The organism is Rhizobiales bacterium NRL2 (assembly GCA_001664005.1).
GTDB lineage: Bacteria > Pseudomonadota > Alphaproteobacteria > Minwuiales > Minwuiaceae > Minwuia.
Window position 1 is genome coordinate 2,844,054 of record CP016093.1, and the last position, 21,798, is coordinate 2,865,851.

The 21,798-nt window shown below is 67.6% G+C and carries 20 protein-coding genes; 7 read left to right on the forward strand and 13 right to left on the reverse strand.

Annotation, left to right across the window (positions count from 1 at the left end):
* Positions 1–114 precede the first annotated feature (114 nt).
* Positions 115–984: an enoyl-CoA hydratase gene (locus TEF_13250; GenBank protein ID ANK81653.1), complete on the forward strand. Its 870-nt coding sequence runs from the start codon at positions 115–117 to the stop codon at positions 982–984.
* Positions 981–1,637 carry a hypothetical protein gene (locus TEF_13255; protein ID ANK81654.1) on the forward strand — a complete coding sequence of 219 codons (657 nt, stop codon included), beginning with the start codon at positions 981–983 and terminating at the stop codon, positions 1,635–1,637. The genes TEF_13250 and TEF_13255 overlap by 4 nt, the downstream gene beginning before the upstream one ends.
* A gap of 25 nt (positions 1,638–1,662) precedes the next feature.
* On the opposite strand, the gene TEF_13260 is transcribed toward TEF_13255, so the two are convergent.
* The 6 genes from TEF_13260 to TEF_13285 form a co-directional block, all read right to left on the reverse strand.
* A complete protein-coding gene (locus TEF_13260) occupies positions 1,663–2,040 on the reverse strand; it encodes a 50S ribosomal protein L19 (protein ID ANK81655.1) in 378 nt (125 codons plus the stop codon).
* A gap of 5 nt (positions 2,041–2,045) precedes the next feature.
* Positions 2,046–2,750: a tRNA (guanosine(37)-N1)-methyltransferase TrmD gene (locus tag TEF_13265; protein ID ANK81656.1), complete on the reverse strand. Its 705-nt coding sequence runs from the start codon at positions 2,748–2,750 to the stop codon at positions 2,046–2,048.
* On the reverse strand, positions 2,747–3,307 hold the full coding sequence (locus tag TEF_13270) for a 16S rRNA processing protein RimM (GenBank protein ID ANK81657.1): 561 nt from the start codon (positions 3,305–3,307) through the stop codon (positions 2,747–2,749). The genes TEF_13265 and TEF_13270 overlap by 4 nt, the downstream gene beginning before the upstream one ends.
* 27 nt (positions 3,308–3,334) lie before the next feature.
* Positions 3,335–3,799 (reverse strand): 30S ribosomal protein S16, encoded by a 465-nt coding sequence (locus TEF_13275; GenBank protein ID ANK81658.1) that lies wholly within the window; start codon positions 3,797–3,799, stop codon positions 3,335–3,337.
* Positions 3,800–3,841: 42 nt separating this feature from the next.
* Entirely contained in the window at positions 3,842–5,194 is a 1,353-nt protein-coding gene (locus tag TEF_13280) for a signal recognition particle protein (protein ID ANK81659.1), read from the reverse strand.
* Between the two features lie 853 nt (positions 5,195–6,047).
* Positions 6,048–6,848 (reverse strand): hypothetical protein, encoded by an 801-nt coding sequence (locus TEF_13285; protein ANK81660.1) that lies wholly within the window; start codon positions 6,846–6,848, stop codon positions 6,048–6,050.
* A 70-nt stretch (positions 6,849–6,918) separates the two neighbouring features.
* On the opposite strand from TEF_13285, the gene TEF_13290 reads away from it, so the two are divergent.
* On the forward strand, positions 6,919–7,881 hold the full coding sequence (locus TEF_13290) for a D-glycerate dehydrogenase (GenBank protein ANK81661.1): 963 nt from the start codon (positions 6,919–6,921) through the stop codon (positions 7,879–7,881).
* Between the two features lie 260 nt (positions 7,882–8,141).
* Positions 8,142–8,723: a hypothetical protein gene (locus tag TEF_13295; GenBank protein ID ANK83473.1), complete on the forward strand. Its 582-nt coding sequence runs from the start codon at positions 8,142–8,144 to the stop codon at positions 8,721–8,723.
* Between the two features lie 15 nt (positions 8,724–8,738).
* Here the strand turns inward: TEF_13295 and TEF_13300 are convergent, their stop codons facing one another.
* Together TEF_13300 and TEF_13305 are read right to left on the reverse strand one after the other, a co-directional pair.
* Positions 8,739–9,749, reverse strand: coding sequence for a hypothetical protein (locus TEF_13300; GenBank protein ANK81662.1), 1,011 nt, complete (start codon positions 9,747–9,749; stop codon positions 8,739–8,741).
* The gene (locus TEF_13305) at positions 9,742–10,965 is read right to left on the reverse strand and encodes a hypothetical protein (protein ANK81663.1); all 1,224 of its coding nucleotides are present in this window, start codon (positions 10,963–10,965) and stop codon (positions 9,742–9,744) included. Before TEF_13305 ends, TEF_13300 begins: the two co-directional genes overlap by 8 nt.
* Before the next feature lie 86 nt (positions 10,966–11,051).
* On the opposite strand from TEF_13305, the gene TEF_13310 reads away from it, so the two are divergent.
* Together TEF_13310 and TEF_13315 are read left to right on the forward strand one after the other, a co-directional pair.
* Complete coding sequence (locus TEF_13310; GenBank protein ANK81664.1) at positions 11,052–11,519, forward strand: hypothetical protein; 468 nt, start codon at positions 11,052–11,054, stop codon at positions 11,517–11,519.
* Positions 11,516–12,220: a hypothetical protein gene (locus TEF_13315; protein ANK81665.1), complete on the forward strand. Its 705-nt coding sequence runs from the start codon at positions 11,516–11,518 to the stop codon at positions 12,218–12,220. The genes TEF_13310 and TEF_13315 overlap by 4 nt, the downstream gene beginning before the upstream one ends.
* A gap of 6 nt (positions 12,221–12,226) precedes the next feature.
* Here TEF_13315 and TEF_13320 read toward each other — a convergent pair whose 3' ends face one another.
* The 5 genes from TEF_13320 to TEF_13340 form a co-directional block, all read right to left on the reverse strand.
* The gene (locus tag TEF_13320; protein ID ANK81666.1) at positions 12,227–14,659 is read right to left on the reverse strand and encodes a hypothetical protein; all 2,433 of its coding nucleotides are present in this window, start codon (positions 14,657–14,659) and stop codon (positions 12,227–12,229) included.
* Positions 14,660–14,685: 26 nt separating this feature from the next.
* On the reverse strand, positions 14,686–16,719 hold the full coding sequence (locus TEF_13325) for a hypothetical protein (protein ID ANK81667.1): 2,034 nt from the start codon (positions 16,717–16,719) through the stop codon (positions 14,686–14,688).
* Positions 16,720–16,816: 97 nt separating this feature from the next.
* The gene (locus TEF_13330; GenBank protein ID ANK81668.1) at positions 16,817–17,455 is read right to left on the reverse strand and encodes a hypothetical protein; all 639 of its coding nucleotides are present in this window, start codon (positions 17,453–17,455) and stop codon (positions 16,817–16,819) included.
* 118 nt (positions 17,456–17,573) lie between these two features.
* The gene (locus TEF_13335) at positions 17,574–18,479 is read right to left on the reverse strand and encodes a hypothetical protein (GenBank protein ANK81669.1); all 906 of its coding nucleotides are present in this window, start codon (positions 18,477–18,479) and stop codon (positions 17,574–17,576) included.
* Between the two features lie 115 nt (positions 18,480–18,594).
* Positions 18,595–18,963 carry a hypothetical protein gene (locus TEF_13340; protein ANK81670.1) on the reverse strand — a complete coding sequence of 123 codons (369 nt, stop codon included), beginning with the start codon at positions 18,961–18,963 and terminating at the stop codon, positions 18,595–18,597.
* 372 nt (positions 18,964–19,335) lie between these two features.
* On the opposite strand from TEF_13340, the gene TEF_13345 reads away from it, so the two are divergent.
* Positions 19,336–21,789 carry a hypothetical protein gene (locus TEF_13345; protein ID ANK81671.1) on the forward strand — a complete coding sequence of 818 codons (2,454 nt, stop codon included), beginning with the start codon at positions 19,336–19,338 and terminating at the stop codon, positions 21,787–21,789.
* Positions 21,790–21,798 lie beyond the last annotated feature (9 nt).

Genomic DNA, 21,798 nt, shown 5'->3' on the forward strand with positions numbered 1-21,798 from the left:
GGTCCGCAGGTACGGCCCGGGTTCCGGTTCCCTCAACGCCACGCAAACGCTTGATCATGCCGTCGGCCGATCTAGAATGAACGCTGTTCATTCTACTGATCAAGGTTCAATCCAATGGCTGACGATGCTTTCGAGACGGTCCGTTACGAGAAGGAAGGCCGCATCGCGCGGATCACGCTCGACAGGCCGGACCGGCTGAATGCCATCGGCAGCGGCATGCCCGGCGAGATCGCCGCCGCGGTGGCGCGCGCGAATGCCGACGACGAGATCCACGCGATTGTCGTCCAGGGCGCCGGCCGGGCCTTCTGCGCCGGCTACGACCTCAAGGAATACGCTGAAGCCGAGGGCGAGAATCCCGGCGTCCAGTCCATGCCGTGGGATCCGATGATCGACTACAAGTGGATGCGGGACTGCACGGAGAAGTTCATGACACTCTGGCGCAGCGACAAGCCGACCATCGCCAAGGTGCACGGCTACGCCGTCGCCGGCGGCAGCGACATCGCGCTCTCCTGCGATTTCGTGGTCATGGCCGAGAATGCTCAGATCGGCTATCCGCCCGCACGGGTCTGGGGCTGCCCCACCACGGCGATGTGGGTCTACCGCCTCGGCCCGGAAATGGCGAAGCGCATGCTGCTCACCGGCGACCTGATCGACGGCGCGGAGGCGAAACGGATCGGCCTGGTGCTCGACGCCGTGCCGGAAGCGGAGCTGGAGGACCGGGTCCAGACCCTGGCGCAACGCATGGCCGGCGTGCCGAAGAACCAGCTCATGATGCAGAAGATGATGATCAACCAGGCCATCGACATCATGGGCCTGCGCCATACCCAGATGTTCGCCACGCTGTTCGACGGCATGACCCGCCATTCGCCCGAAGGCATGTGGTTCAAGGACCTCGCCGAGCGCGAGGGCTTCCACACCGCGGTCGCCCATCGGGACAGCGGTCAGGCCATTCCGGAGGGCCGCGAACTGAAAACGGGACGATGAGCGCGACGCGCCGGGCCGAGCGGCGCGCGGCCATCCGCGGCTTCCGGCGCGCGCAGCTTCTCGAGGCGGCGCAAGGCGTCTTCATGGAACGCGGTCTCGACGGCGCGACCATGCGGGCCATCGCCGAGGCGGCCGGCTGCGCCGTCGGCACGCTCTATCTGCACTTCGCCGACAAGGAGGCCATGTACGCCGCCCTGCTGGAGGACAGCCTGGACGAACTCGCCGCCCAGGTGCGGGCGGCCGGCGAAACCGAGACGGATCCGCACCGGCGGGCCCGGACGGTGCTGGGCGGCATGTACAGCTTCTACGCGGCGCGGCCGGACGAGCTCGAACTGGGGCTCTACCTGTTCGGCGGCGCGCGGCGGCGCGGTCTCGGGCCGGAAGCCGACCGCCGGCTCAACGCCGGGCTGGAAAAGACCATCGACCTGAAAATCGGCGCGCTGCGCGCCATCGCGCCCGGACTCGATGACGGTCGCGCGCGCGCGATCGTCGCCGGCCTGCTCGCGGAAACAGTGGGCGCACTGATCCTGCAGGCCACGGGCCGTCTCAAGCTGCTTGCGGTGAGCGCCAGGGAGCTGGTCGCCCGGCGCGTCGAGGTGTCGATCGCCGAAACGGAAAGCGTCCTCCCCCCGGGCCGGGAGAAGGACGCCTGATCGCTGCTTGCCGGAAAGTCCGGCCTTACTTCTTCGCGGCGCGTTCCACGCGGCGCTCGGCGATGCGGGCCGACTTGCCGCGGCGGCCGCGCAGGTAATAGAGCTTCGCGCGGCGGACCTTGCCGCGGCGCACGACGTCGATGCTGTCGATCGAGGGCGAATAGAGCGGGAAGATGCGCTCCACGCCCTCGCCGTAGGAAATCTTGCGGACCGTGAAGGAGGAATTCAGACCCCGGTTGCGCCGGGCGATGCAGACGCCTTCGAAGGCCTGCACGCGTTCGCGGTTGCCCTCGGTCACGCGCACGTTCACGCGCACGGTGTCGCCCGGCTGGAACACCGGGATGGTCTTGCCTTCCGTGACGCGCGCGATCTCGGCGGCGTTGATCTCGTCGATGAGGTTCATCTCTCTCAACCTTCTTCGTTCGTGTAGCGTCGCCAGAGGTCCGGTCTCCGTTCCCGGGTCAGCCGTTCCGATTCGGCTTTCCGCCAGGCGCGGATGCGGGCGTGGTCGCCGCTCAACAATATCCCAGGAGGGGTCATTCCCTCCCAATCCCGCGGACGGGTGTAGTGCGGATATTCGAGAAGCCCGTCCGCGAAGCTCTCTTCCGCAAGGCTGTCGGCATTGCCCGCCACACCGGGCAACAGCCGCACCACCGCATCCATCAGCGCCAGCGCTGCATACTCGCCGCCCGACAACACGAAGTCGCCGAGGCTGACCTCCATCACGCCGCGGGCGTCCAGCACCCGCTGGTCGACGCCCTCGAACCGGCCGCAGATCAGCGTGGCCGACCCGGCCTCCCTGACCGTCCCGACCAGTTCCTGATCCAGCCTCCGCCCGCGCGGGCTGAAGTAGATCAGCGGACCGCCGGCCGCGTGGCTGGCGTCGATCGCGGCCGCCAGCACATCGGGGCGCATGACCATGCCGGCGCCGCCCCCGAACGGCGCGTCGTCGACGGAGCGGTGTTTATCATGAGCGAAGCCCCGGATGTCCACTGTTTTCAGCGTCCAGATCCCCGCTTCCAGCGCTTTTCCGGCCAGTGCGACGCCCAGCGGTCCGGGAAACACTTCCGGGTAGAGCGTCAGCACCGTCGCGCCGAATGCGGGCCCGCTCATCCCGCCTTCCCGGCCTCGCCGTCCGGCTCCTCCGGTTCGCCAGTGTCGATCACCTCGATCTCGTCGGGCAGGACGACGACAAGCCGCCCGCCGGCGACATCCACCTCGGGCACCGCGTCGCGGGTGAAAGGCAACATCAGCGCGCTGCCCTTGGCCGGCTTGATGTCGAGCACGTCTCCGGCGCCGAAATCATGAATTGCCCGCACCCGGCCGATCCGCTGGCCTTCCGCCGTCTCCACAACAAGGCCGATCAGGTCGGCGTGGTAGAAGTCCTCCGCATCGTCCAGGTCCGGCAACGCTGCGCGATCGGCATGCAGCACCAGACCCTTCAGCGCCAGCGCCGCGTCCCGATCGCCGACGCCCGAAAGTCCCGCGACGACACCTTCCTTCGCGGTCCCCGTCACGGTCACCCGGAAGGCGCGTTCGCCGTTCTCGTCGGTCAGCGGCCCATAGGCGGCGACGTCTTCCGGCGTTTCGGTGAAGGTCTTCAGGCGCACCCGTCCCTTCACGCCATGGGCGCCCGTGACAACGGCAACGGCGACTTTACCTGCGGGCATGGCGGCACCGGCGGCGTCGGAACCCGGTCAGGATTCGGCCGCTTTCTCCTCCGCCGGAACTTCCTCGGCCTGGGTTTCTTCGGCCGGAGCTTCCTCGGCCGGAGCTTCCGCTTCGGCGGGCGCCGCCTCGGCGTCAGCCTTGGCCTGGGCCGCTTCCTCCGCCTTCAGACGCGCGGCCTCGATGCGCTCCTGCGCCTTGGTGCCGGGCTTGGCCTTCTGGGGATTGTTGCGGGTCTTGGGCTCCAGCACGCCTTCCTTCTCCAGGAACTTGGAGATGCGGTCGGTCGGCTGGGCGCCGACGGACAGCCAGTGCTTCGCACGCTCCAGATCGATGACGACCCGGTCTTCGCGGTCCTTGGGCAGCATCGGGTCGTAATGGCCGATGCGCTCGATGAAGCCGCCATCGCGCATGGCGCGGGCGTCGGCGACGACGATACGGTAGAAGGGGCGCCTCTTGGCGCCGCCACGGGACAGCCTGATCTTCACGGCCATGTTTAACTTTTCTCCTTGCTTCGGGTTCGTCTCGCGCCCCGCCTACATGCGGGGCAGGATGCCTTGAAGCCCGGCCCGCATCATGCCGGATTTGCCGAGCTTCCTGACCTTCTTCATCATCACCGACATCTGCTTCCACTGCTTCAGCACGCGGTTGACGTCGGGCACCGTGGTGCCCGAACCGGCGGCGATGCGCTTCTTGCGGGAGGCGTTGATGAGCTTGGGATTGCGCCGCTCCTTCGGCGTCATGGAGCCGATGATCGCCTCCTGACGCCGGAGCATCTTCGGATCGATATTGGCGTCCGCGAGCTGCTGCTTGACCTGTCTGGCGCCGGGCAGCATGCCCGCCAGCCCTTCCAGCCCGCCCATCTTCTGCATCTGCTGGAGCTGACCGCGCAGATCCTCGAGGTCGAACTCGCCCTTCTTCATCCGGGCGGCGAGCTTCTTCGCGTCCTCTTCCTGGATCGATTCCTGGGCCTTCTCGACCAGGCCCACGACGTCGCCCATGCCGAGGATGCGGTTGGCGATGCGGTCGGGGTGGAAGGCCTCCAGCGCGTCCATCTTCTCGCCGACACCGATCAGCTTGATGGGCCGGCCGGTGACCGCGCGCATCGACAGCGCCGCGCCGCCGCGGCCATCGCCGTCGACGCGGGTCAGCATGATGCCGGTCACGCCGACGCGCTCGTCGAACTGCTTCGCCACGTTGACGGCGTCCTGGCCCGTCAGCGCATCCGCGACCAGCAGGGTCTCGTGCGGGTTCACCGCGTCGCGGACGGCGGCGACCTCCTGCATCAGCTGCTCGTCGACATGCAGCCGGCCGGCGGTGTCGAGAAGGACGACGTCATAACCCTGCAGTCTGGCGGACTGCATGGCGCGCTTCGCGATATCGACGGGCATCTGCCCCTGCACGACGGGCAGGGTCGGAACCTCCGCCTGCTCGCCCAGCACCCTGAGCTGCTCCTGGGCCGCCGGACGGCGGACGTCCAGCGAGGCCATCAGGACCTTCTTCTTTTCCCGGTTCTTCAGCCTGTAGGCAATCTTGGCCGTCGAGGTGGTCTTGCCCGAACCCTGCAGTCCGACGATCAGGATCGGCACCGGCGGAGCGGCATTGAGGGAGAGTTCCTCGGTCTCCCTGCCCAGGACCTCGATCAGGTGATCGTTGACGATCTTGACCACCATCTGCGCCGGCGAGACGGAGCGGACGACCTCCTGGCCGACCGCCTGCTTCTTCACCTCGGCGACGAAATCCTTCACCACCGACAGGGCGACATCGGCTTCCAGCAGCGCGACCCGGACCTCGCGGAGCGCCTCGTCGACATCCTTCTCCGACAGGGCGCCGCGCTTGCGCAGCCGCCCGAAGACGTCGCCCAGTCTGTCGCTCAAGCTATCGAACATCGGTCCCGGCCCTTCGGTTTCGCTTCATCCGGTCGGCGCAACGCAAAATGCACCGGCGGACGAAACTCGTCGGCCGGTGTGTACTTCCCCGTCCCGGGGCCGCACGAAAGGTCAAGCCTTTCCGGTTGAAGCCGGGTTCTTACGCGCGCCTCAGCGTCAAGTCAACCGAGGCAGCGCGCTGGCAGTGTCTCAGATTGAAATTACATTGCGATCACACCAGTCCTCGAACCGCCTCAGCCAATTTCGAGTCAATACAAACGGGCCAACAAGGATAAGACCGCCAAACAACACAGCAAGTGAATACAAACTCGCCTTGAATTCTGTCGTTCTCCAGTCAGCGTTAAACAACCATACCAGAAAATCCCACGGTGTCATTATTACAATCACAACCATAGATACTGCCGTTGCAGCACCGAGAATATATACAATTATATTTGCCAATGAGGCAGTCAGAGCAGCTGATCCTCCCAACAAATTTAATACTATATTTCTAAATACAGGATCGAACATTTATTTTTTCCCTATGCAATCAGCGTTTCTTCGAAGCAGGGTCGGTATTTTCGACGTACTTAACAATATCTTCTATATTCCGCAGCCAATCCGAGACGCAAGAAGCCATCGCCCGGGACATCCGCAGGGACGAATGCACCTTCAAAAATTATGGTACATTAAGTGCTGCGTGATCGCATGCGCGTGGTGTTCAGCCTTCTTCGATTACGCATTCGTCAGCCGTGTAAACCGGCGAATCGACATCCGTATGGTCAGGTCGTTCCGCTCGACGTAATTGGTCGAAACTTGATCCCGGTACGGGTTACCCTCAACCCGCTCTACACGAACACCAGTGCAAGCGCGCTCAGTCGCAGTCGGGCTTGTCGTAGATCTCCACCTCGGTCAGGCGCGCCTGCACCGCGAGATCGGTCGTCTCCATCGTGAAGTCGCCCGACAACCCGTTCTCCCAGAACCGCATCTGGGTTTCGTAGTAGGGGGCGGCTTCCGCCTGGTCCGGCTTGTAGAAGGACACCCGGGTGGTCCAGACCTTCTGGCCGTCCATGGAATCGGGCACCGCCTTCTCCCACTCGCCCTCATAGGGGCGGATGAAACTGTCCACCAGAGAGAGTTCGTCGCCATCGAAGGTACGCGCGTTGTGCGTGACCGCCCCGTCCACCGCCGCCTGGATCAGGTCGCGCGTGTGCTGCAGCGGAAACAGGACCCCCGGCGGCAGCGTCTCGGGCGCGTCACCTTCGACGCCTTCCCGCCGGCTGTAGGTGATGCGGCCCGGCGAATCGACGTCGCTGCGTGTGACCTTGCCCTCCAGCGCCGTCGCCTCGACGCCGTCGAATATCTCCCGCACCTGGAAGCGGAGATTCAGTCCATCCCCGGTCTCGAAGAAGCTCAGCACGGTCTCGGTCTGAAGTTCCGAGCCCTGGGCGGTGACCAGATCCAGCAGCATGCGGTGATTGTAGGTCACCCCGTCGCAAGTGCGGTCGTAATGATAGACCATCCGGCCGCTGACCTGCGCGAAGGCCGACCCGCTCGCGCGCTGCAGCCGTTCCATGTCGTAGACCGCACGGTGCGGCGTCAGGCCCGAGGCGGCCAGGGCGGGGCCGGCGAAAAGCAACGTCGCCAGCATTATGGTCAGTCGTTTCATCATCATCTCGCACTGCGGAAAGATTGCGCATAACCTGATCTTTCGACCGAGCAAATACAAGCATTGGGGCAAAAGGATGTCCGACCGGCCGCGCCTGCTCGTCACCCGCCGGATGCCTGACGCCGTGACCGCCCGCGCCGCGCGCGACTACGACGCTGTCTTCAACCCCGAGGACGTGATCATGCCGCCCGAAACGCTGCTCCGCGCGGCCGAGGGCAAGGACGCAATGCTGATCTGCAGTTCCGAGAAGATCACCGCCGAACTCGCCGCCGCGCTGCCTGACAGTGTCCGGATCATCTCGACCTTCTCCGTCGGGCACGAGCACATCGACGTCGAAGCCGTGAAAGCCGGCGGCCGGACCGTGACCAACACGCCGGAGGTACTGAACGAGGCCGTCGCCGACCTGGCGATCCTGCTGCTGCTCGGCGCCGCGCGGCGCGGACACGAGGGCCAGAGCCTGGTGCGCGAGGGCCGCTGGAACCGCTGGCACACCACCATGCTGCTCGGCAAGGATCTGGGCAGCGCACGCCTCGGGATTCTCGGCATGGGCGGGATCGGCCGCGCCATCGCCCGCCGCGCACGCGGCTTCGGACTGGAGATCCACTATCACAACCGCCGCCCGCTGCCCGCGGACCTTGAAGAGGGCGCAGTCTATCACGACAGTCCCGAAGCGCTCGCGGCGGTTTCCGATTTCCTTTCGGTCAACTGCCCTTCCACGGCCGAGACCCGCGGCCTCGTCGATGCCGCCTTGATCGACGCGATGCCGAAGGACGCCGTTCTGGTGAATACCGCCCGCGGCGACATCGTCGACGACGACGCCGTGATCGCGGCGCTGACCAGCGGCCGGCTCTTCGCCGCCGGCCTGGACGTCTTCGCCGGCGAACCGGACCTCGATCCCCGCTATCGCGGTCTGACCAACGCGTTCCTGCTGCCGCATCTGGGCAGCGCCACCTTCGGCACGCGGGACGCCATGGGCTTCTGCTGCCTCGACAATCTCGACGCCTTCTTTACCGGCAAGCCTTGCCCCACGGCCCTGTGAAGGGCGGCAGAAATTTCCGGCGGCACGCCGATACCGCCCCCTTCGATCACCTAAGTCGTTGAAAACGCGTCATGGAGGGCGCGGCACGGCGCTTGCTCAATGAACCCCGCGAAGAGTTGCAGAAGAACCTCGGAGCGGAACCGATGAGCCTAGCCGTAATCCCCGAAGCACTGAGCGACGCCCCCATGGTCGGCCGACTGGCCACCGAGATCGTACGGCGGTTCTCAGTGCCCGACGCCAATTATGACGGCGAACGACTGATCCTCCTGGAGCGCATCATCGATTTCGCGGCCAATGCGGAACGCGAAATCCAGGAGCAGCGCGAGAAGATCGCCGAACTGGAAGCGCTGGCCCGCACCGACGAGCTTACCGGCCTGATCAACCGCCGCGGCCTCGAGGCCGCCCTGGAGCAGCTGCTTTCCGCCGCGAACCGTCACGACGAGGAAGGCGTCATCTGCTACATCGACGTCGACGACTTCAAGGGCATCAACGACAAGCACGGCCACGCCCGCGGCGACAAGGTGCTGCAGAAGGTGGCCGAGATCATTTCCGACCATGTGCGCCTTGACGACATCGTCGCCCGCGTCGGCGGCGACGAGTTCGTGGTCGTGCTGACCAGGACGTCGCTGCGCAACGGCCTGCGCAAGGCGAAGGAACTGCAGCACACCCTGGACGCGACGGTGATCGGCAAGGGCTGCAGCACCATCCGCATCAACGTCTCCCTGGGTATCCAGGGCTATGACGGCCGGACCTGCCTGGCGGATGTCATGGCCATGGCCGACCATGCCATGTACGCCGACAAGCGCGCCCGCAAGCTTTCCCTGGTGCCGATCGGCCTCTGAGCGCGCCGCGCCGGCTCAGAACGGCGCGGGTTCGGGCTCTCCGAGCACCAGATGGTGAAGCGCGCCGCCCACAGCCTCGCTTTCCACCGCAGCTGCTTCCCGATCCGGAAACAGCGCCGTGATCAGGCCGAACGCCTCCTCGTCGCGCGGGTCGTCCAGCGAAGGCACCACCACGGCGCCATTGGCCAGATAGAAACCGAGATAACTCGCCGAGGCCGGGGAGATGCGTTCGGGCGCGGGGATCTCGTGCACCTCCAGTTCCTGACCGAAGGGCCCGCGCGCGCGGGCGAGGCGATGCAGGTTGTCCTGCATGGCGCGAAAGTCGGGATGTTCGGGATCCTCGGGCGAGTGGATCGCGATCACCCCCGGCCGGACGAAGCGGCAGAAACGGCCGACGTGCCCGCCGCCGCCGGTGAGGCCGCTGATCCCCTCCCCCAGCCAGACGGTGTGCACGACGCCAAAGAAATTCATCAGGATCTCCTCGACGTCGCGGCGGCCCATCAGCGGGTTGCGGTTGGGACTGAGCAGGGTCTGTTCGGTCACCAGCGCCGTGCCCATGCCGTCGGTCTGGACGGCGCCGCCCTCCAGCACGATCGGGCCACGGTAGTGGGGCAGGTTCATCAGCCGGATCAGTTCCTCGGCAAAGCCGTGATCCTCCTCGTGAACGATGTGACGCCCGCCCCAGCCGTTGAACTTCCAGCCCACGGTCTTGACCCGTCCGTCCCGGGTGCTGAGGAAGGTCGGGCCCAGATCGCGGATCCAGCCATGGGCCGAGGGCCGCTCCAGGATCTCGACCCTGGGACCGAGAGTCAGGGACGCCTCCTTGGCGACGTCGGACGGGACGATCATGCGCACCGGCTCGAAGCGCGCCACGGTCCGCGCCACGTGGGCGAAGGTCACCCGCGATTCCAGCAGGCCGCCCGGCATTTCCGTCGGATCGGTGGGCCAGGACAGCCAGGCCCGGCTGTGCGGCGCCCAGTCGGGGACAGGATAGTAGCCATCGAAGGACGGGTTGGGTTCAGCCATCGGCGCGCGCTCCGAACAGTTGCCGCGGGCGCTCCAGTCCCCTGAGGCGATGCTCCCCCAGGTCATCCAGCCCGCTGCGGTCGGACAGTTCGTCGGCCAGCGCCGCGGAGACCAGCAGCGCCCGGTCCAGGTCGCCGCAGATCGCCTCCATACGCGCCGCCTCGTTCACCGCCGGACCGATCACCGTGAAGTCCAGCCGGTCGGGCCCGCCGACATTGCCATAGGCCACCTCGCCGACATGCAGCGCGACGTCCAGAATCATGTAGTCCTCCCCTGCCGCCGCGCGTCGGCGGTTGATTTCCGCGACCTGCGAGAGCGCATCCCGCGCGGCCTGCAGCGCCGCGTCGGCGCGGTTGCCGTGGCTGTCGTCGAACACCGCCAGCAAGCCGTCGCCCAGGAACTTCAGCACCTGGCCGCCGAGCCGCTGGACCGGCTCGCAGATCGCGGCCAGATAGGCATCCAGCATGGCCACGATCGTTTCGGAACTCAGCCTGTCCGTCAGCGCGGTGAAGCCGCGCAGGTCGGCCAGCAGGATCGCCGCGCGCAATACGCGCGTGTCGCCCCGATGAATATCGCCATGCAGTACCCGCCGGCCGGCATCCTGACCCAGATAGGTCGTCATCAGCGTCTCCGCCATGGCGGTCAGCACGCCGCCCTTCAGGGCCAACGCGAAGACGGGCAGCAATGCCCTGAGACGCGCCAGCTCGTCGCCGAACCCGCCCGGCCGGTCGGTGCTCCACGACGTGACAACGCCGAGCTCCGGGATGCCGGTCGCCCGATCCGCGCTGGACGACCATCCGAAGGGAAAGACCTCGGTATGGTAGCCGGTGAGACCGGCGGCGCGCAGATCGTCGTAGAGATCGAACCACGGCTCGAGCCGCTGGCCACCGTCGAGCCGCGCCGTGATCGCATCGACATCATTGGCGAACATGTAGGCGCCCGGGCTTCTGTACCATTCGGGCGCCGCCTGCCGGTCGTGGCTGAATGTCTGGCTGTCGGTCACGCCCCGGCCGGCCCACCAGGTCAGGCTGAAACCGCGCATGCCAGGGTGGACCACCGCCGTCGCGATCTGCACCCGGGCAAGCCGAATCCCGCCGTCCTGCAGCCGCTCGCAGAACGCCGCCAGCAACGCCTCCGGCGCCATGCCCTCGAGCCCCGCCCGGCTCAGCCAGGCGAGTGTCTCTCCGTCGTCGCTTGTCAGTGGCCCCTCCGCCATGGCCGCACTATGCGACGAACTCCGATTGCCGCCAACCGCGCGATCGGCGATAACGGGCCGCGCCCATCAAGCCCGGGAGGAACACCATGGCCGGTCGCATCGACGCAAGACTTCAGGAACTCGGAATCGAACTGCCCAGGGCGGCAAGTCCCGCCGCCAACTACGTCCCCTATGTCATCTCCGGCGACCTCGTGTTCGTCGCCGGCCAGGTGCCGTTCTGGAACGGCGAGCTGACGTCCATCGGCCGTCTCGGCGACGGCTTCGAGGTCGAGGACGGTCAGAAGGCGGCCCGGACCTGCGCGCTCAACATCATCGCCCAGGTGAAGGCGGCCTGCGGCGGCGACCTCGACCGGGTGAAGCGGATCGTCAAGCTGGGCTGCTTCGTCAACGCCACGCCCGACTTCAACAAGCATCCGGTGGTGGCCAACGGCGCCTCTGACCTGATGGTCGAGATATTCGGCGACGCCGGCAAGCACGCCCGCTTCGCCGTCGGCTCCAACACCCTGCCGCTCGGCGTGGCGGTGGAGATCGACGCGGTCGTGGAGATCGGATGAACGCGCCCGGCTGGCTCACTGACCGGCCGATCGCGCATCGCGGGCTGCACGTCCCCGGACCGGACCGTCCCGAGAATTCCGTCGCCGCCCTGGCGGCGGCCGAAGCTCATGGCTATGCCGCCGAAATCGACGTGCAGCCGACGGCGGACGGGGAAGTTGTGGTCTTCCACGACCGTGAACTGAGGCGCCTCTGCGGCGTCGACGGACCGGTTTCGGGACGGCGCCTGCAGGACCTGCAGCGCCTGCGTCTGCTGGGCGGCCCGGAGACGATTCCATCGCTGTTCGAGGCGCTCGATCTGTTTCCCGACCTGCCGCTGCTGATCGAGCTGAAGATGGGCGACCCCGGACTGGCGCCCGCGGTTGCAGCATTGCTGGACGGGCGCGATGGCCCGTTCGCAGTGCAGAGCTTCGATCCGGCCATCGTGGCATGGTTCGCGGAGAACCGCCCGGACTGGCCGCGCGGGCTGATCGCCTATCGCAGTCTGCGCTTCAGCATGCGCGCGAAAGAACCGCTCTACCAACCTGAATTCATTGAAATCGCCCGCCCGAATTTCGTCGCCTGGAACGTCAAGGACCTGCCGGCGGATCCCACGGTGCCGGAGCATCTGCCGGTAATCACCTGGACGGTGCGGACGCCGTCCGACCTCCGGCGCGCCCGCGCGCATGCGGCCAATATCATCTTCGAGGGTTTCCTGGCCTGAGCGCGCTCAGTCGCGGCCGAACCTGAGCCGTCCCCCGGCCAGCAGGGTCCGCGGCGGCACCGCGCAGTCCGCCGCTTCGAGCAACGTCCCGTCAACCAGCAGATGGGTGCGTCCGCCAGCGAAGCTGCCCGAATAGCGCCCGGCCTCGAAGCGGATACCGCCGCCTTCGCCTTCGCGCGCCGTGACCGGCTGCCCGGCGCCGCCACCGATGCGGACAAGCGCCAGTGTCTCGAAGACGGCGCTGGCGGCTTCCGCGGCGAAGACGCCGTGATACTGCTGGGCCGCCGGACCCATGAGCCGCTCGTTCGGCGGTTCGGGAAAGCCCTCGGCGAGTTCCAGCCGCACCGGCGGGCCGACGAGCAATTCGACACTGGCCTCCGCTGGCCCGTTCCGGATGCGCGCCGTGCGGTCGCCGACGGCATGGATGGGCGCAGCTGCGTGGAAATTCCATTCCCACCGCTTCGGTGTCCCGGCGGCCATGCGGTCATGCACCAGCAGCAGGCCGCCTGGCAGGTGCAGCAGGGTGCGGTCGGCCTCAACGATGTCGCCGCCATAGGCTCTGGCCGCCCTGCCCGTGAGTTTCACGGCCCCGCCGCAACGCCAGTAGTCGGTAAGCCGCCCCTTGGCGGTCGGGTCGTCGATCGGCTGACCCTTGCCGCCATCATAGGTGATGGCGTTGTGGGCGACCGTGCGACGGGTCCAGCCGTTGTGATGGGCCGAGCGGTAGCCGTCGTAATAGCCGCTGTCGATCAGCAGCGGCCGGCCCTGGCCCATGACCATGAACGAGTTCTGGTCGGCATGGCTGTGGCTGAAGGAACCGAACTGGCTCGACTTGAACAGGATCGAGTAGCGCTCCGGGTCGGGCAGGTCGCTGTGGATGGCCGCCCAGCCGATATCGGGGAAGATTGCAGCGTCGGGAATCTCCCCGAGGGCGCGCGGCGCCCCCGAACGCGCGGCCTGCACCCCGAACAGCCGAGGCCACAGAAGGGCGTTGGACAGTTCATCCGCCTCCCCTCCCGCCAGGTCGAGATGCGCGCGCCAGGCGGCAAGCAGGGCCGTGGCGTACTCGCCGCGGCCGCGTTCCACGTAGAGGCGGCTGATCTCCGCCCAGAGTTCGGGTCGCAGCTTCTCGGCGCCGTCGCCGAAGCCCGCCTGCGACACGCCGGGCGGCGCAAAATAGGTCAGGAACTCGGCGAAGTTCCGCACCCAGGCCGTCTCGAAATAGGGGAAGCCGACCACATTGTGGATGACGTCCCAGCTGTCGACATGGTTGACGAACTCCCAGACGCCGTAATTGACGCCGTTGGAATAGCCGCCGTCGTCGCCGCCCCAGGGCGTCACGATCGTGGAGACCAGCGGATAGGTATCGCGGAACCAGAGCGTCGCGCGGTCGGAATCCCCGGCCATCAGCGCGGCGATCGCCAGCACGTGCGTGGCGATCTGGAAACCGTGGGAGCTGAGCGTGAACTGGCCCAGATTGCCCCGGTCGTTGAGCAGGAAGAAGTCGAAGGCCGCCTGGGTGCGGAACTCCACATGACGCTGTACCTCGGCCCGCCGCGCCGGATCCATCCGGCGGTAGAGGATGTCGTAGGCGCGCGCCACCGCCTTGGCGATGCGGATGTTCAGCAGGTCGTCGCCGGCGTGACCGGTGCGCCCGAAGGCGTCGAAGCCGACGATGCCTTCCAGGTAGATCGCCGCCGTCCCCGCCGCGCGGTCGCGCACGGCCTCGTCAGGGTGCAGGACCGAGACCGCAAGGGCGTCGTTCATGCGGCGGATCATCTGGCGCAGGCGGGCGCGCACCTCGCGGCTGCGGGCGATCCCCTCCCCTGCGCCGGCGACGCTGCCGCGCGCGCTGGCGAATGCGGGCGCGGAGCCGGCCTCCTTCAGGTAGCGCGCCAGCACCACGTCGAAGACCGCCTGCTTCGCCTCGTCCAGCCGGGCCGGCCGGGGCGGCAGCGCACGCGGGCGCCGGGCGGTCTCGGCCTTCCCGAAGGCGGTCCAGATGTCAGGCACCTGCAGGGTGATGCTGTCCTCGCGCAGGTTGAAGGTGCGCGGGACCGACCAGCCGCCATTGTCGCCGGCGCGGCGCGGCCGGCCGATCTGATCGAGCTGCCTGACCCGCCAGTTGAATGCGCCCGGCGGCAGCGGGCTGTCGGGGCGGAAGATGTTGGAGGTGGTGACGAAGGTCAGATAGGGCTCGCCATTGCGTTCGATCGCCACCTCGAAGGAGTACATGTCGCGTCCGGACTTCCAGCCGAAGACGGGCGGGTTCTCCAGCTGCACGGAGCTGTCCTCGGGCCGTTCCCTGAGTTCCTTGCGGTCCTGCGGCGTCAGCCAGTCCTGGACATTGCGCGGCACGTTGGGCGGGCTCTGGTGCGGGTCGAAGCGTTCCGCGGCCCCCGGCGCCGCCAGAACCATGACGCCGGCCGCGGCCAGCATCGCAGCCCCCATGCGCCGACCCGGCATCAGTCGCCGCCGCGCTCGACCGCCTGGACCAGCGCAGCCACCACCTGCCGGTCCCAGACCTTGCCGGCCTGTGGCCAGAGCTGGTCCAGCGCCTGCGAAGTGGTGCGCGCGGCGCGATGCGCGCGTTCGCTGATAAGGGCCACATAGGCGTTGGCCAGAGAGACGATCTGCGCCGGCTGAAGGAAATCCGGCCCCGAGATCCCGGCCGGCCGGCCGGAGCCGTCGAGCCGCTCCTGAAGCTGGCGCAGCGTCTCGACCACCGGCCCTTCGAAGTCGATGTTCGCGACCAGATCGGCCGAGTGCAGGATGCTGTCGCGCACCAGGGCGAGTTCGTCCTCGGTCAGGTCGCCGGACTTGGTGAGAATGGCCGGATCGATACCCAGCTTGCCGAGATTCATCAGCCGCGCTGCGGTTTCCGCGGCGTGGACCATGGCCGGCTCCAGCTTCATCTCCTCGGCCATGCGCCGTGACAGGTGCGCGACGCGCTGCGAATGATTCGCGGCATAGCGGTCGCGGGCGTCGATGAGATTGACCAGCACGTCGACCAGCGCATCGAGCTGCGCGGCGCGGCGCTCCCGCTCCTGGACGATTTCCGTCATGTCCTCGGCGACCATCAGCACGCCGCCGGCGTCCAGCGGCACATGGAAACGCCGGACCACCCGCCGCCGGCCCTCGATCTCGGTGTCGTCGATCTCGTGAACGATCTCGTTGTCCTGGCGCACCCGGGCATTGGCCTGAACCAGCGGCGTGGCCACCGCGGGCCCGAAGATGCTGGCTATGGGCTTGCCCTCGGCTTCGGCCGCGTCGATGCCGGCGCCCTCGAAGGCTGGCGTGTTGCCGAAGAGGATACGGTCGTCGGGACCGACGGCGACGATCGAGTTCGGAACGGCGTCGGCAAGGTTCTTCAGCAGGCGCCCGAGACGGCGCGACTCGGCAAGCGCTTCGGACAGATCGCTGGCGGCGGCGGCCAGGCGGTCGGAGATCGCATTGCGCCAGACGGCGACGACCGTGACGCCCACCAGCAGCACGACCAGCATCAGGGCGCCGGCAATGACCTGGATACGTTGCACGCCCTCGGCCAGCGCCGCCTCCCGGTCGACGCTGCGCACCAGGGTCCAGCCGGTGCCGGCGATGTTCCGGCCGGTGGCAAGCACCTCCCGTCCCGACAGCCCCCTGTAGGTTCCGGAAGCCGGCGCGGTCGCCGTCAGGGTGGCAACGGACTCCGCGCCGGTCACCGTGGCAAAGAGCGGCGGGCCGTCCTCCAGCGGCGAGATGAGCCGCGGCCCTCCTTCGGCGCTCTCCAGAAGATAGGTGCGGGCTTCGCGCAATACCTCGCCCGGCTGACGGAGCGCGGCGTCGAAATCTTCGCCCAGACGGCGGAAGGCGACGACAAAGCCGATGCCCGCTTCCGCGCCGCCATCGGGCGACAGCACGGGGGCGAGAAAGGTCACCATGCGCTCGCCGTCGCCGGCCCGGTAGACCGGAGAGACAAAGACGCCGCCCTGCAGGAGTTCGGGCGGCGCGGCCGGCATGATCCCCTTCACGAAGGACATGCCGGGGCTGAGGGCGATGACCTGAAGTTCGGCGTCGAGCACGGCGACGCCGCCGGTCGCCGGCGTGTCCAGGTCGGCATTGCGGGCGATCTCGCTCTGCGGCGTGGCGTAGCCGCCGCGTTCGGCCTCCAGACCCAGCAGTTCCTCGATATAGCGGCGGCGGCTGTCCAGCGCCTCCGGCGGCAGGTCGGGGTCGGTCAGGTCGATCAGGTAGTACTGTATGGCGCGGTTGCGGGACAGGCGCAGCAGTTCGCCGCGCCGGTGATCGAGCCAGCCCTCGACCGCGGCCTTGCGGCTGTCTGCAACGATGCCGAGCCGCACCTGCCACTGTTCGATCAGCCTTTCGCGCTCGCTCGCGGCATAGAACAGGATCGCGACGATCGCCGCCGCGGCGACCGTCAGCAGGGCCGCAAGCGCAAGCCCCGCCCGCCGCCGCATGCGGCGGCGGTCCCGGACGATCGGGTCCGCGCTTGCACTCATGACCGAACCTGCCTCAGCCGCGCCTTCATCGGCACCATTGGAATCCGGAAACTATGAGTATTCGTTAACCGCGGATCAATCTCCGCAGACGCCGCGGTCAGGGGCGTCCACGCGAGGGATTGCGGCTGAGCGCCTTCATCCGGTACATGCGCCGGTCGGCTTCTTCCATCAGCGCGTCGGCGCTGGCACCCGGCGTGACCTCGGCAACGCCGAACGCCAGATCGATGGGGATGGTCTCGCCGGCGGCCTCGAATCCCGTCCGCCGCACCTTTTCGACCAGGCTCCGGCACTTGGCCTCCGCCGCGGCCTCGTCCACCTGGGTCAGGATCATCGCGAACTCGTCGCCGCCCATCCGGGCGACCACATCGGTGGCCCGCGTGTCCTCGGTCAGTACCCGCGCCACCGTCTTCAAGGCGGCATCGCCGGCCGGATGGCCCCAGTTGTCGTTGATCAGCTTCATGCCGTTGACGTCCAGCGAGACCAGGCAGGCGCGGTCGCCGTGACGTTCCGCGGCAGCCACGCAGCGCATCAGCGCACGCTGGAAGGCGCGCCGGTTGGCGATGGCCAGCAATTCGTCGGTCTCGGCAAGCTGTTCCAGGCGGACGATCCTGGCCCTGGCCTGCTCGAGCTGGGATTCGAGCGCCTGCACGAGGCTCGAGAGTTCGCCCTCGCCTTCCGGCCCGGCCGTGTTCGGGCCTTGGTCTCCGCGTCGCGCCTGCGCCTGCATGCCCCTCAATCCGCCCTGCCGGGCCGCCGGCGTTCCCGACCGCCGATTCTGTGCCCGTTACCTGTTCCCGACGCGCGACACTAGTGATCTTTGCCTTGGCGTAAAGTTGCAATGGTTCGTGGTTTTTCTAGGGACGCCGGGCGGATTGGCCTGCATGGGCGGCGGCCCGCTGCGCTGCCGCGGCCGCTTCCGGCCCCTTCTCCAGGGTGAGGCGGAAATCCGGATCGCGGATGATCGAGACGCAGACGCGGACCACGGCCGAATGAAGTTTCACCCCGGCGTCCTTTTCCAGCTGCTCGACCACAAATCGGGTATCCAGCGCAGCGCGGTAGGGACGGTGCGCCGTCATCGATTCGGCAACGTCGGCCACGGCCACGACCTGCGACTCGATATCGATCTCGTCGCCCTTCAGCCCTCCGGGATAGCCGCTGCCATCCAGCCGCTCGTGATGATCGCGGACAATCCTCGGCACGACATTGCCGAACCTGATCCGCGATACGATGTCGTAGCCGATCTCCGGGTGCGTCTTGACCACGTCGAATTCCGCGTCGGTCAGCCGGCTGGGCTTGACCAGCAGATCGGTCGGCACGCCGATCTTGCCGATATCGTGCAGCATCGCGCCAAGCTCGATGTCGGCGAGCCGTTCGTCGCTCAGCCCGATCCGCCGTCCGATCTCGACCGCCAACATCGCGACCAGCACGGCGTGCCGCGCCGTGTAGGGATCGCGCCGCTCCAGCGTCGTCGACAGGGCGGCGACGGTTTGCGTGAGAATTTCCTGCTGACGTTCCAGATGGACGCGATCGCGCCTGGCCAGCACGTAGGCGATGGCGCCGAACATGGTGGCGGTCACCAGCACGAAGGCCGCGCCCTTCAGGCTCTGGGCCACCGGCGCATCTTCGGGCGACAGGGCCTGCAGGACGATCCAGTCGGAGAACAATATCCAGGCGACGCCGAAAACCACATAGACCAGCGTCACGCGCAGGGCGAGGGAGACGGCGCCGTTGACGACCAGTTTGCCACCGATGAACTGCATGCCGCCTCCCGGCTGCGAAGGCACCGCAACGCTTCAATCCAGTCGAATGGTCTGCTCCGACGGATCAATTGGCAATGGTGGAAACATGACCATGGCACGCTTGGGTGGATTGCGCTCAGCTGTCGGTGAAGTCGACCGTCACGAACAGCATGTTCACGTTGAAGCCATCCCGCGAGAGCGGCATGATCAGCGGCTCGATGGCGCTGTAGCCGGGCTGCTTGCCGACATAGGGAATGTCCGCGGGAAGGTGCGGGCGGCGTTGCGCCACCACCGCGCAGCAGGCGTCCCAGACGCGCGAGGGCGCGCGCTGATGCGGCAGGTCGCTCATCAGCCGGCCGGTGTCGTCGCGGTCGAAATGCCAGACCCAGCGCGTGCCGACCAGGCGATAGCGGAAATCCCGCGGTTCATGGAGAACATCGAGCAGGATGATCGAGGGCAGAAGCTGCGGAATGTCGAGCGGATCGAGATCCGTGCGCGCGGGCATGTCCCTGCCGTCACGAATAGAGTTCCAATAACGGAACGCGGCCGCGTTCACCGGCCGACATATGGCGCCGTCCGGATCCCGGATCGACTGGATGGACGCCGGATCATGCAACATCGGTTCTCCGCCGGAAACTGGACATACTGGCAATGCGGCAGGCCTTTCGACTGGGCGGGTAGATAAAGCAAGATCCGGGCCGCAATAAGGCCGGAATCGGGTGAATATTTCGCGCCGTCCGCCTGTTGACCGGGGGGCGCAGGCTTCGGTTCCGTATCGCCACGCGCCAGAATGCGATAGTTGTTGTGACAGGCTGCCGGCGCGCCGCCACCGTATCGTGAACAGACGGCCCGCGCGGATCACCCCGGGGAACCTGCGATGCCGTATTTCCGATTTGTGCCGTCCGTCCTGCTCGCCGGCCTGCTTGCACTCCTGGCCCTGTCGACGGCGCTGGGACAGGCCCTGCCGGTGCAGCAGCTCCAGCAGCGTCAGGCTGCGGAGCGCGCCGATGCGGAAAGGCCGCCCGGCGGCGCGGGACTGGAGGAGGCGCTGCGCCCCACCGTCCGCCGCCTGGTCGCCGAGGAACTGGCGCGCCAGCCGGACGTGGCCCCGGCGCCAGCCGCCGCCCCCGCCGCAGAGGCGCAGATGGCAGACCCCTTCGCCATGGTCATCGACCGGGCGAGAGGCAGCGTCGAGAACCTCTCCCGCAACGCCGCGAGGCTGGCCGAAGCGTTGCCCGCGCTGGGCGACAGCTTCGATCACGCCTTCATCCTGATGACCGACCTGGAAGGCTGGCCGCGGATGTGGGAAGGCGTCGCCAACCTGGCGGCGATGCTGGCCGCGGCGGCGCTGCTGATGACGGCGCTGCGGCGGCTGCTCCGCCGGATCATGCCGCTGCCGCGCCCGGCGGCGGACGACATGCTTTCAAGGCTCTGGCCGTCGCTGGTCCTGATGGTGCGCGATACGGCGCTGGTGGCCGCCTTCGTCGCAGCCGGCTTCCTGCTGTCGCTGGTCTGGTTCGCGCAGCACGATCCGATGCGGATCTTCCTGATCACCTATCTGGGCGCATTCGCGACCGCGCTGACAGGCCGCGCCGTGGCGCGCTTCCTGTTCTCGCCGGACCGGCCGGAACAGCGTCTGGTGGAGGTTGACGACCGTACTGCCCGCAAACTGGCGCTATGGCTGACAGCCCTGTTCGCCACCGTGGGTCTCGTCGGATTCAGCGTCGGCATGGTGCGCCTGCTCGGCATGCCGCCGGCGACCATTGGCTGGATGCTGCTCGCCGCGGGACTGTTCACAGTGGCGATCACGGCGGCGCTGACGATGCAGACCAGCCGGCCGGATGCCCCGACCGAGGCGGTGGATGCGCCGCGGAGCGGGCGGTATCGCCGGCTCTGGCTGATGATCGGTCTCGGCTTCCTGGCCCTGCTCTGGGGACTGGCGGTGCTGTCGGCGGACGGCACCAAGCTGCTGGCGGTTGTCGTGATCTTCACCGCCGCCGCGGCGAGCGCGTATTTCGGCGTCCTCCGCCGGCCGCCGCCTGCGCCGGAGCGGCCGGCCCGTGCCGCAATTCCCCTTGATCCGGAGGAGATGCACCCGGAGGCGGCCACGGACGAGCCCGAGGCGCCCGAGGCCGGCGACGTTGCGCGCCCGGCCCCGCCGCCGTCGCTGTTGCCGCCGGTGCGCCGCGTTGTGCAGTCGGCGCTGGGCCTCGTCGGGGCGCTCGCCTTTCTGCACCTGCTGGGCGTCGACATGGTGGCGGCACAGCAAAGCCCCACCGGCGAGCGGATCACCGCCGTGCTGGGTGACGTGGCTGTCATTCTGATCGTCGCCGCCATCGGCTGGGCGCTGGTGGAGCGCACCATCCGCCGTTTCGTCGAGCGCGAGGAGGCCAAGGCCCGCGCCGAGGCGGAGGATCACGCCATCGACGAGGACGGGCTGGGCGGCATGGTCACCTCACGTTTCGGAACCCTGCTGCCGCTGATCCGCGGCTTCATCCTGTCTGTGCTGGCTGCCGTCACCATCATGGTCGTGCTGAGTTCCATGGGCCTCGATATCGGCCCGCTGCTCGCCGGCGCCGGCGTGGTCGGCATCGCCATCGGCTTCGGCGCGCAGGCCCTGGTACGGGACATCATCGCCGGCATCTTCTTCCTGATCGACGACGCCTTCCGCGTCGGCGAGTACGTCGAGTTCGGCGACATCCGGGGACAGGTGGAGCAGATATCCATCCGCTCCATGCGGCTGCGCCATCACCGGGGCGCGATCCATACGATCCCCTTCGGCGAGCTGCGCTCGATCACGAACTACAACCGCGACTGGGCGATCTACAAGCAGGAGTTCCGCCTGCCCTACGAGACCGACACCGACAAGGTGCGCAAGATCATCAAGAAGGTCGGTATCAGGCTGATGGAGGATCCGGAACTGGGGCCGAAGTTCATCCAGCCGCTGAAGTCCCAGGGCGTGTTCAAGATCGAGGAAGGCGCCCTGATCGTGCGCACCAAGTTCATGTGCAAGCCGCGCGAGCAGTTCATCATCCGCAAGGCGGTCTTCCAGGAGGTCAAGAACGACCTCTATCAGGCCGGTATCGAGCTGGCTCAGCGCCGGGTCCAGATCGAATGGCCCGAATGGGTGGAAAAATCCGGACCGGGCGGACCGGCCGACGGCGGGCCGGGCGGCAAGGTCACCGACGGCGGACCCGACGCTCCCTCGCCCATCCGCAGGCCCGGTCAGGGCGACCCGGTTCAGGCGGCGATGGTGGGCGCGGCGGTCGGCGCCGCGGGGCTGGTGATCTCCCAGCAGACGACGAAACCGGTCTACCCCGACGAGCCGTGACCCGGCGGC

Excerpts from the sequence above, each read along its gene's own strand:
- TEF_13260 (ANK81655.1), bottom strand. The coding sequence starts at position 2,040 with ATGAACCTCATCGACGAGATCAACGCCGCCGAGATCGCGCGCGTCACG.
- TEF_13340 (ANK81670.1), bottom strand. The coding sequence starts at position 18,963 with ATGCCCGCGCGCACGGATCTCGATCCGCTCGACATTCCGCAGCTTCTG.
- TEF_13325 (ANK81667.1), bottom strand. The coding sequence starts at position 16,719 with ATGAGTGCAAGCGCGGACCCGATCGTCCGGGACCGCCGCCGCATGCGG.
- TEF_13290 (ANK81661.1), top strand. The coding sequence starts at position 6,919 with ATGTCCGACCGGCCGCGCCTGCTCGTCACCCGCCGGATGCCTGACGCC.
- TEF_13255 (ANK81654.1), top strand. The coding sequence starts at position 981 with ATGAGCGCGACGCGCCGGGCCGAGCGGCGCGCGGCCATCCGCGGCTTC.
- TEF_13305 (ANK81663.1), bottom strand. The coding sequence starts at position 10,965 with ATGGCGGAGGGGCCACTGACAAGCGACGACGGAGAGACACTCGCCTGG.
- TEF_13315 (ANK81665.1), top strand. The coding sequence starts at position 11,516 with ATGAACGCGCCCGGCTGGCTCACTGACCGGCCGATCGCGCATCGCGGG.
- TEF_13280 (ANK81659.1), bottom strand. The coding sequence starts at position 5,194 with ATGTTCGATAGCTTGAGCGACAGACTGGGCGACGTCTTCGGGCGGCTG.
- TEF_13320 (ANK81666.1), bottom strand. The coding sequence starts at position 14,659 with ATGCTGGCCGCGGCCGGCGTCATGGTTCTGGCGGCGCCGGGGGCCGCG.
- TEF_13270 (ANK81657.1), bottom strand. The coding sequence starts at position 3,307 with ATGCCCGCAGGTAAAGTCGCCGTTGCCGTTGTCACGGGCGCCCATGGC.
- TEF_13265 (ANK81656.1), bottom strand. The coding sequence starts at position 2,750 with ATGAGCGGGCCCGCATTCGGCGCGACGGTGCTGACGCTCTACCCGGAA.
- TEF_13345 (ANK81671.1), top strand. The coding sequence starts at position 19,336 with ATGCCGTATTTCCGATTTGTGCCGTCCGTCCTGCTCGCCGGCCTGCTT.
- TEF_13310 (ANK81664.1), top strand. The coding sequence starts at position 11,052 with ATGGCCGGTCGCATCGACGCAAGACTTCAGGAACTCGGAATCGAACTG.
- TEF_13250 (ANK81653.1), top strand. The coding sequence starts at position 115 with ATGGCTGACGATGCTTTCGAGACGGTCCGTTACGAGAAGGAAGGCCGC.
- TEF_13335 (ANK81669.1), bottom strand. The coding sequence starts at position 18,479 with ATGCAGTTCATCGGTGGCAAACTGGTCGTCAACGGCGCCGTCTCCCTC.
- TEF_13285 (ANK81660.1), bottom strand. The coding sequence starts at position 6,848 with ATGATGATGAAACGACTGACCATAATGCTGGCGACGTTGCTTTTCGCC.
- TEF_13300 (ANK81662.1), bottom strand. The coding sequence starts at position 9,749 with ATGGCTGAACCCAACCCGTCCTTCGATGGCTACTATCCTGTCCCCGAC.
- TEF_13275 (ANK81658.1), bottom strand. The coding sequence starts at position 3,799 with ATGGCCGTGAAGATCAGGCTGTCCCGTGGCGGCGCCAAGAGGCGCCCC.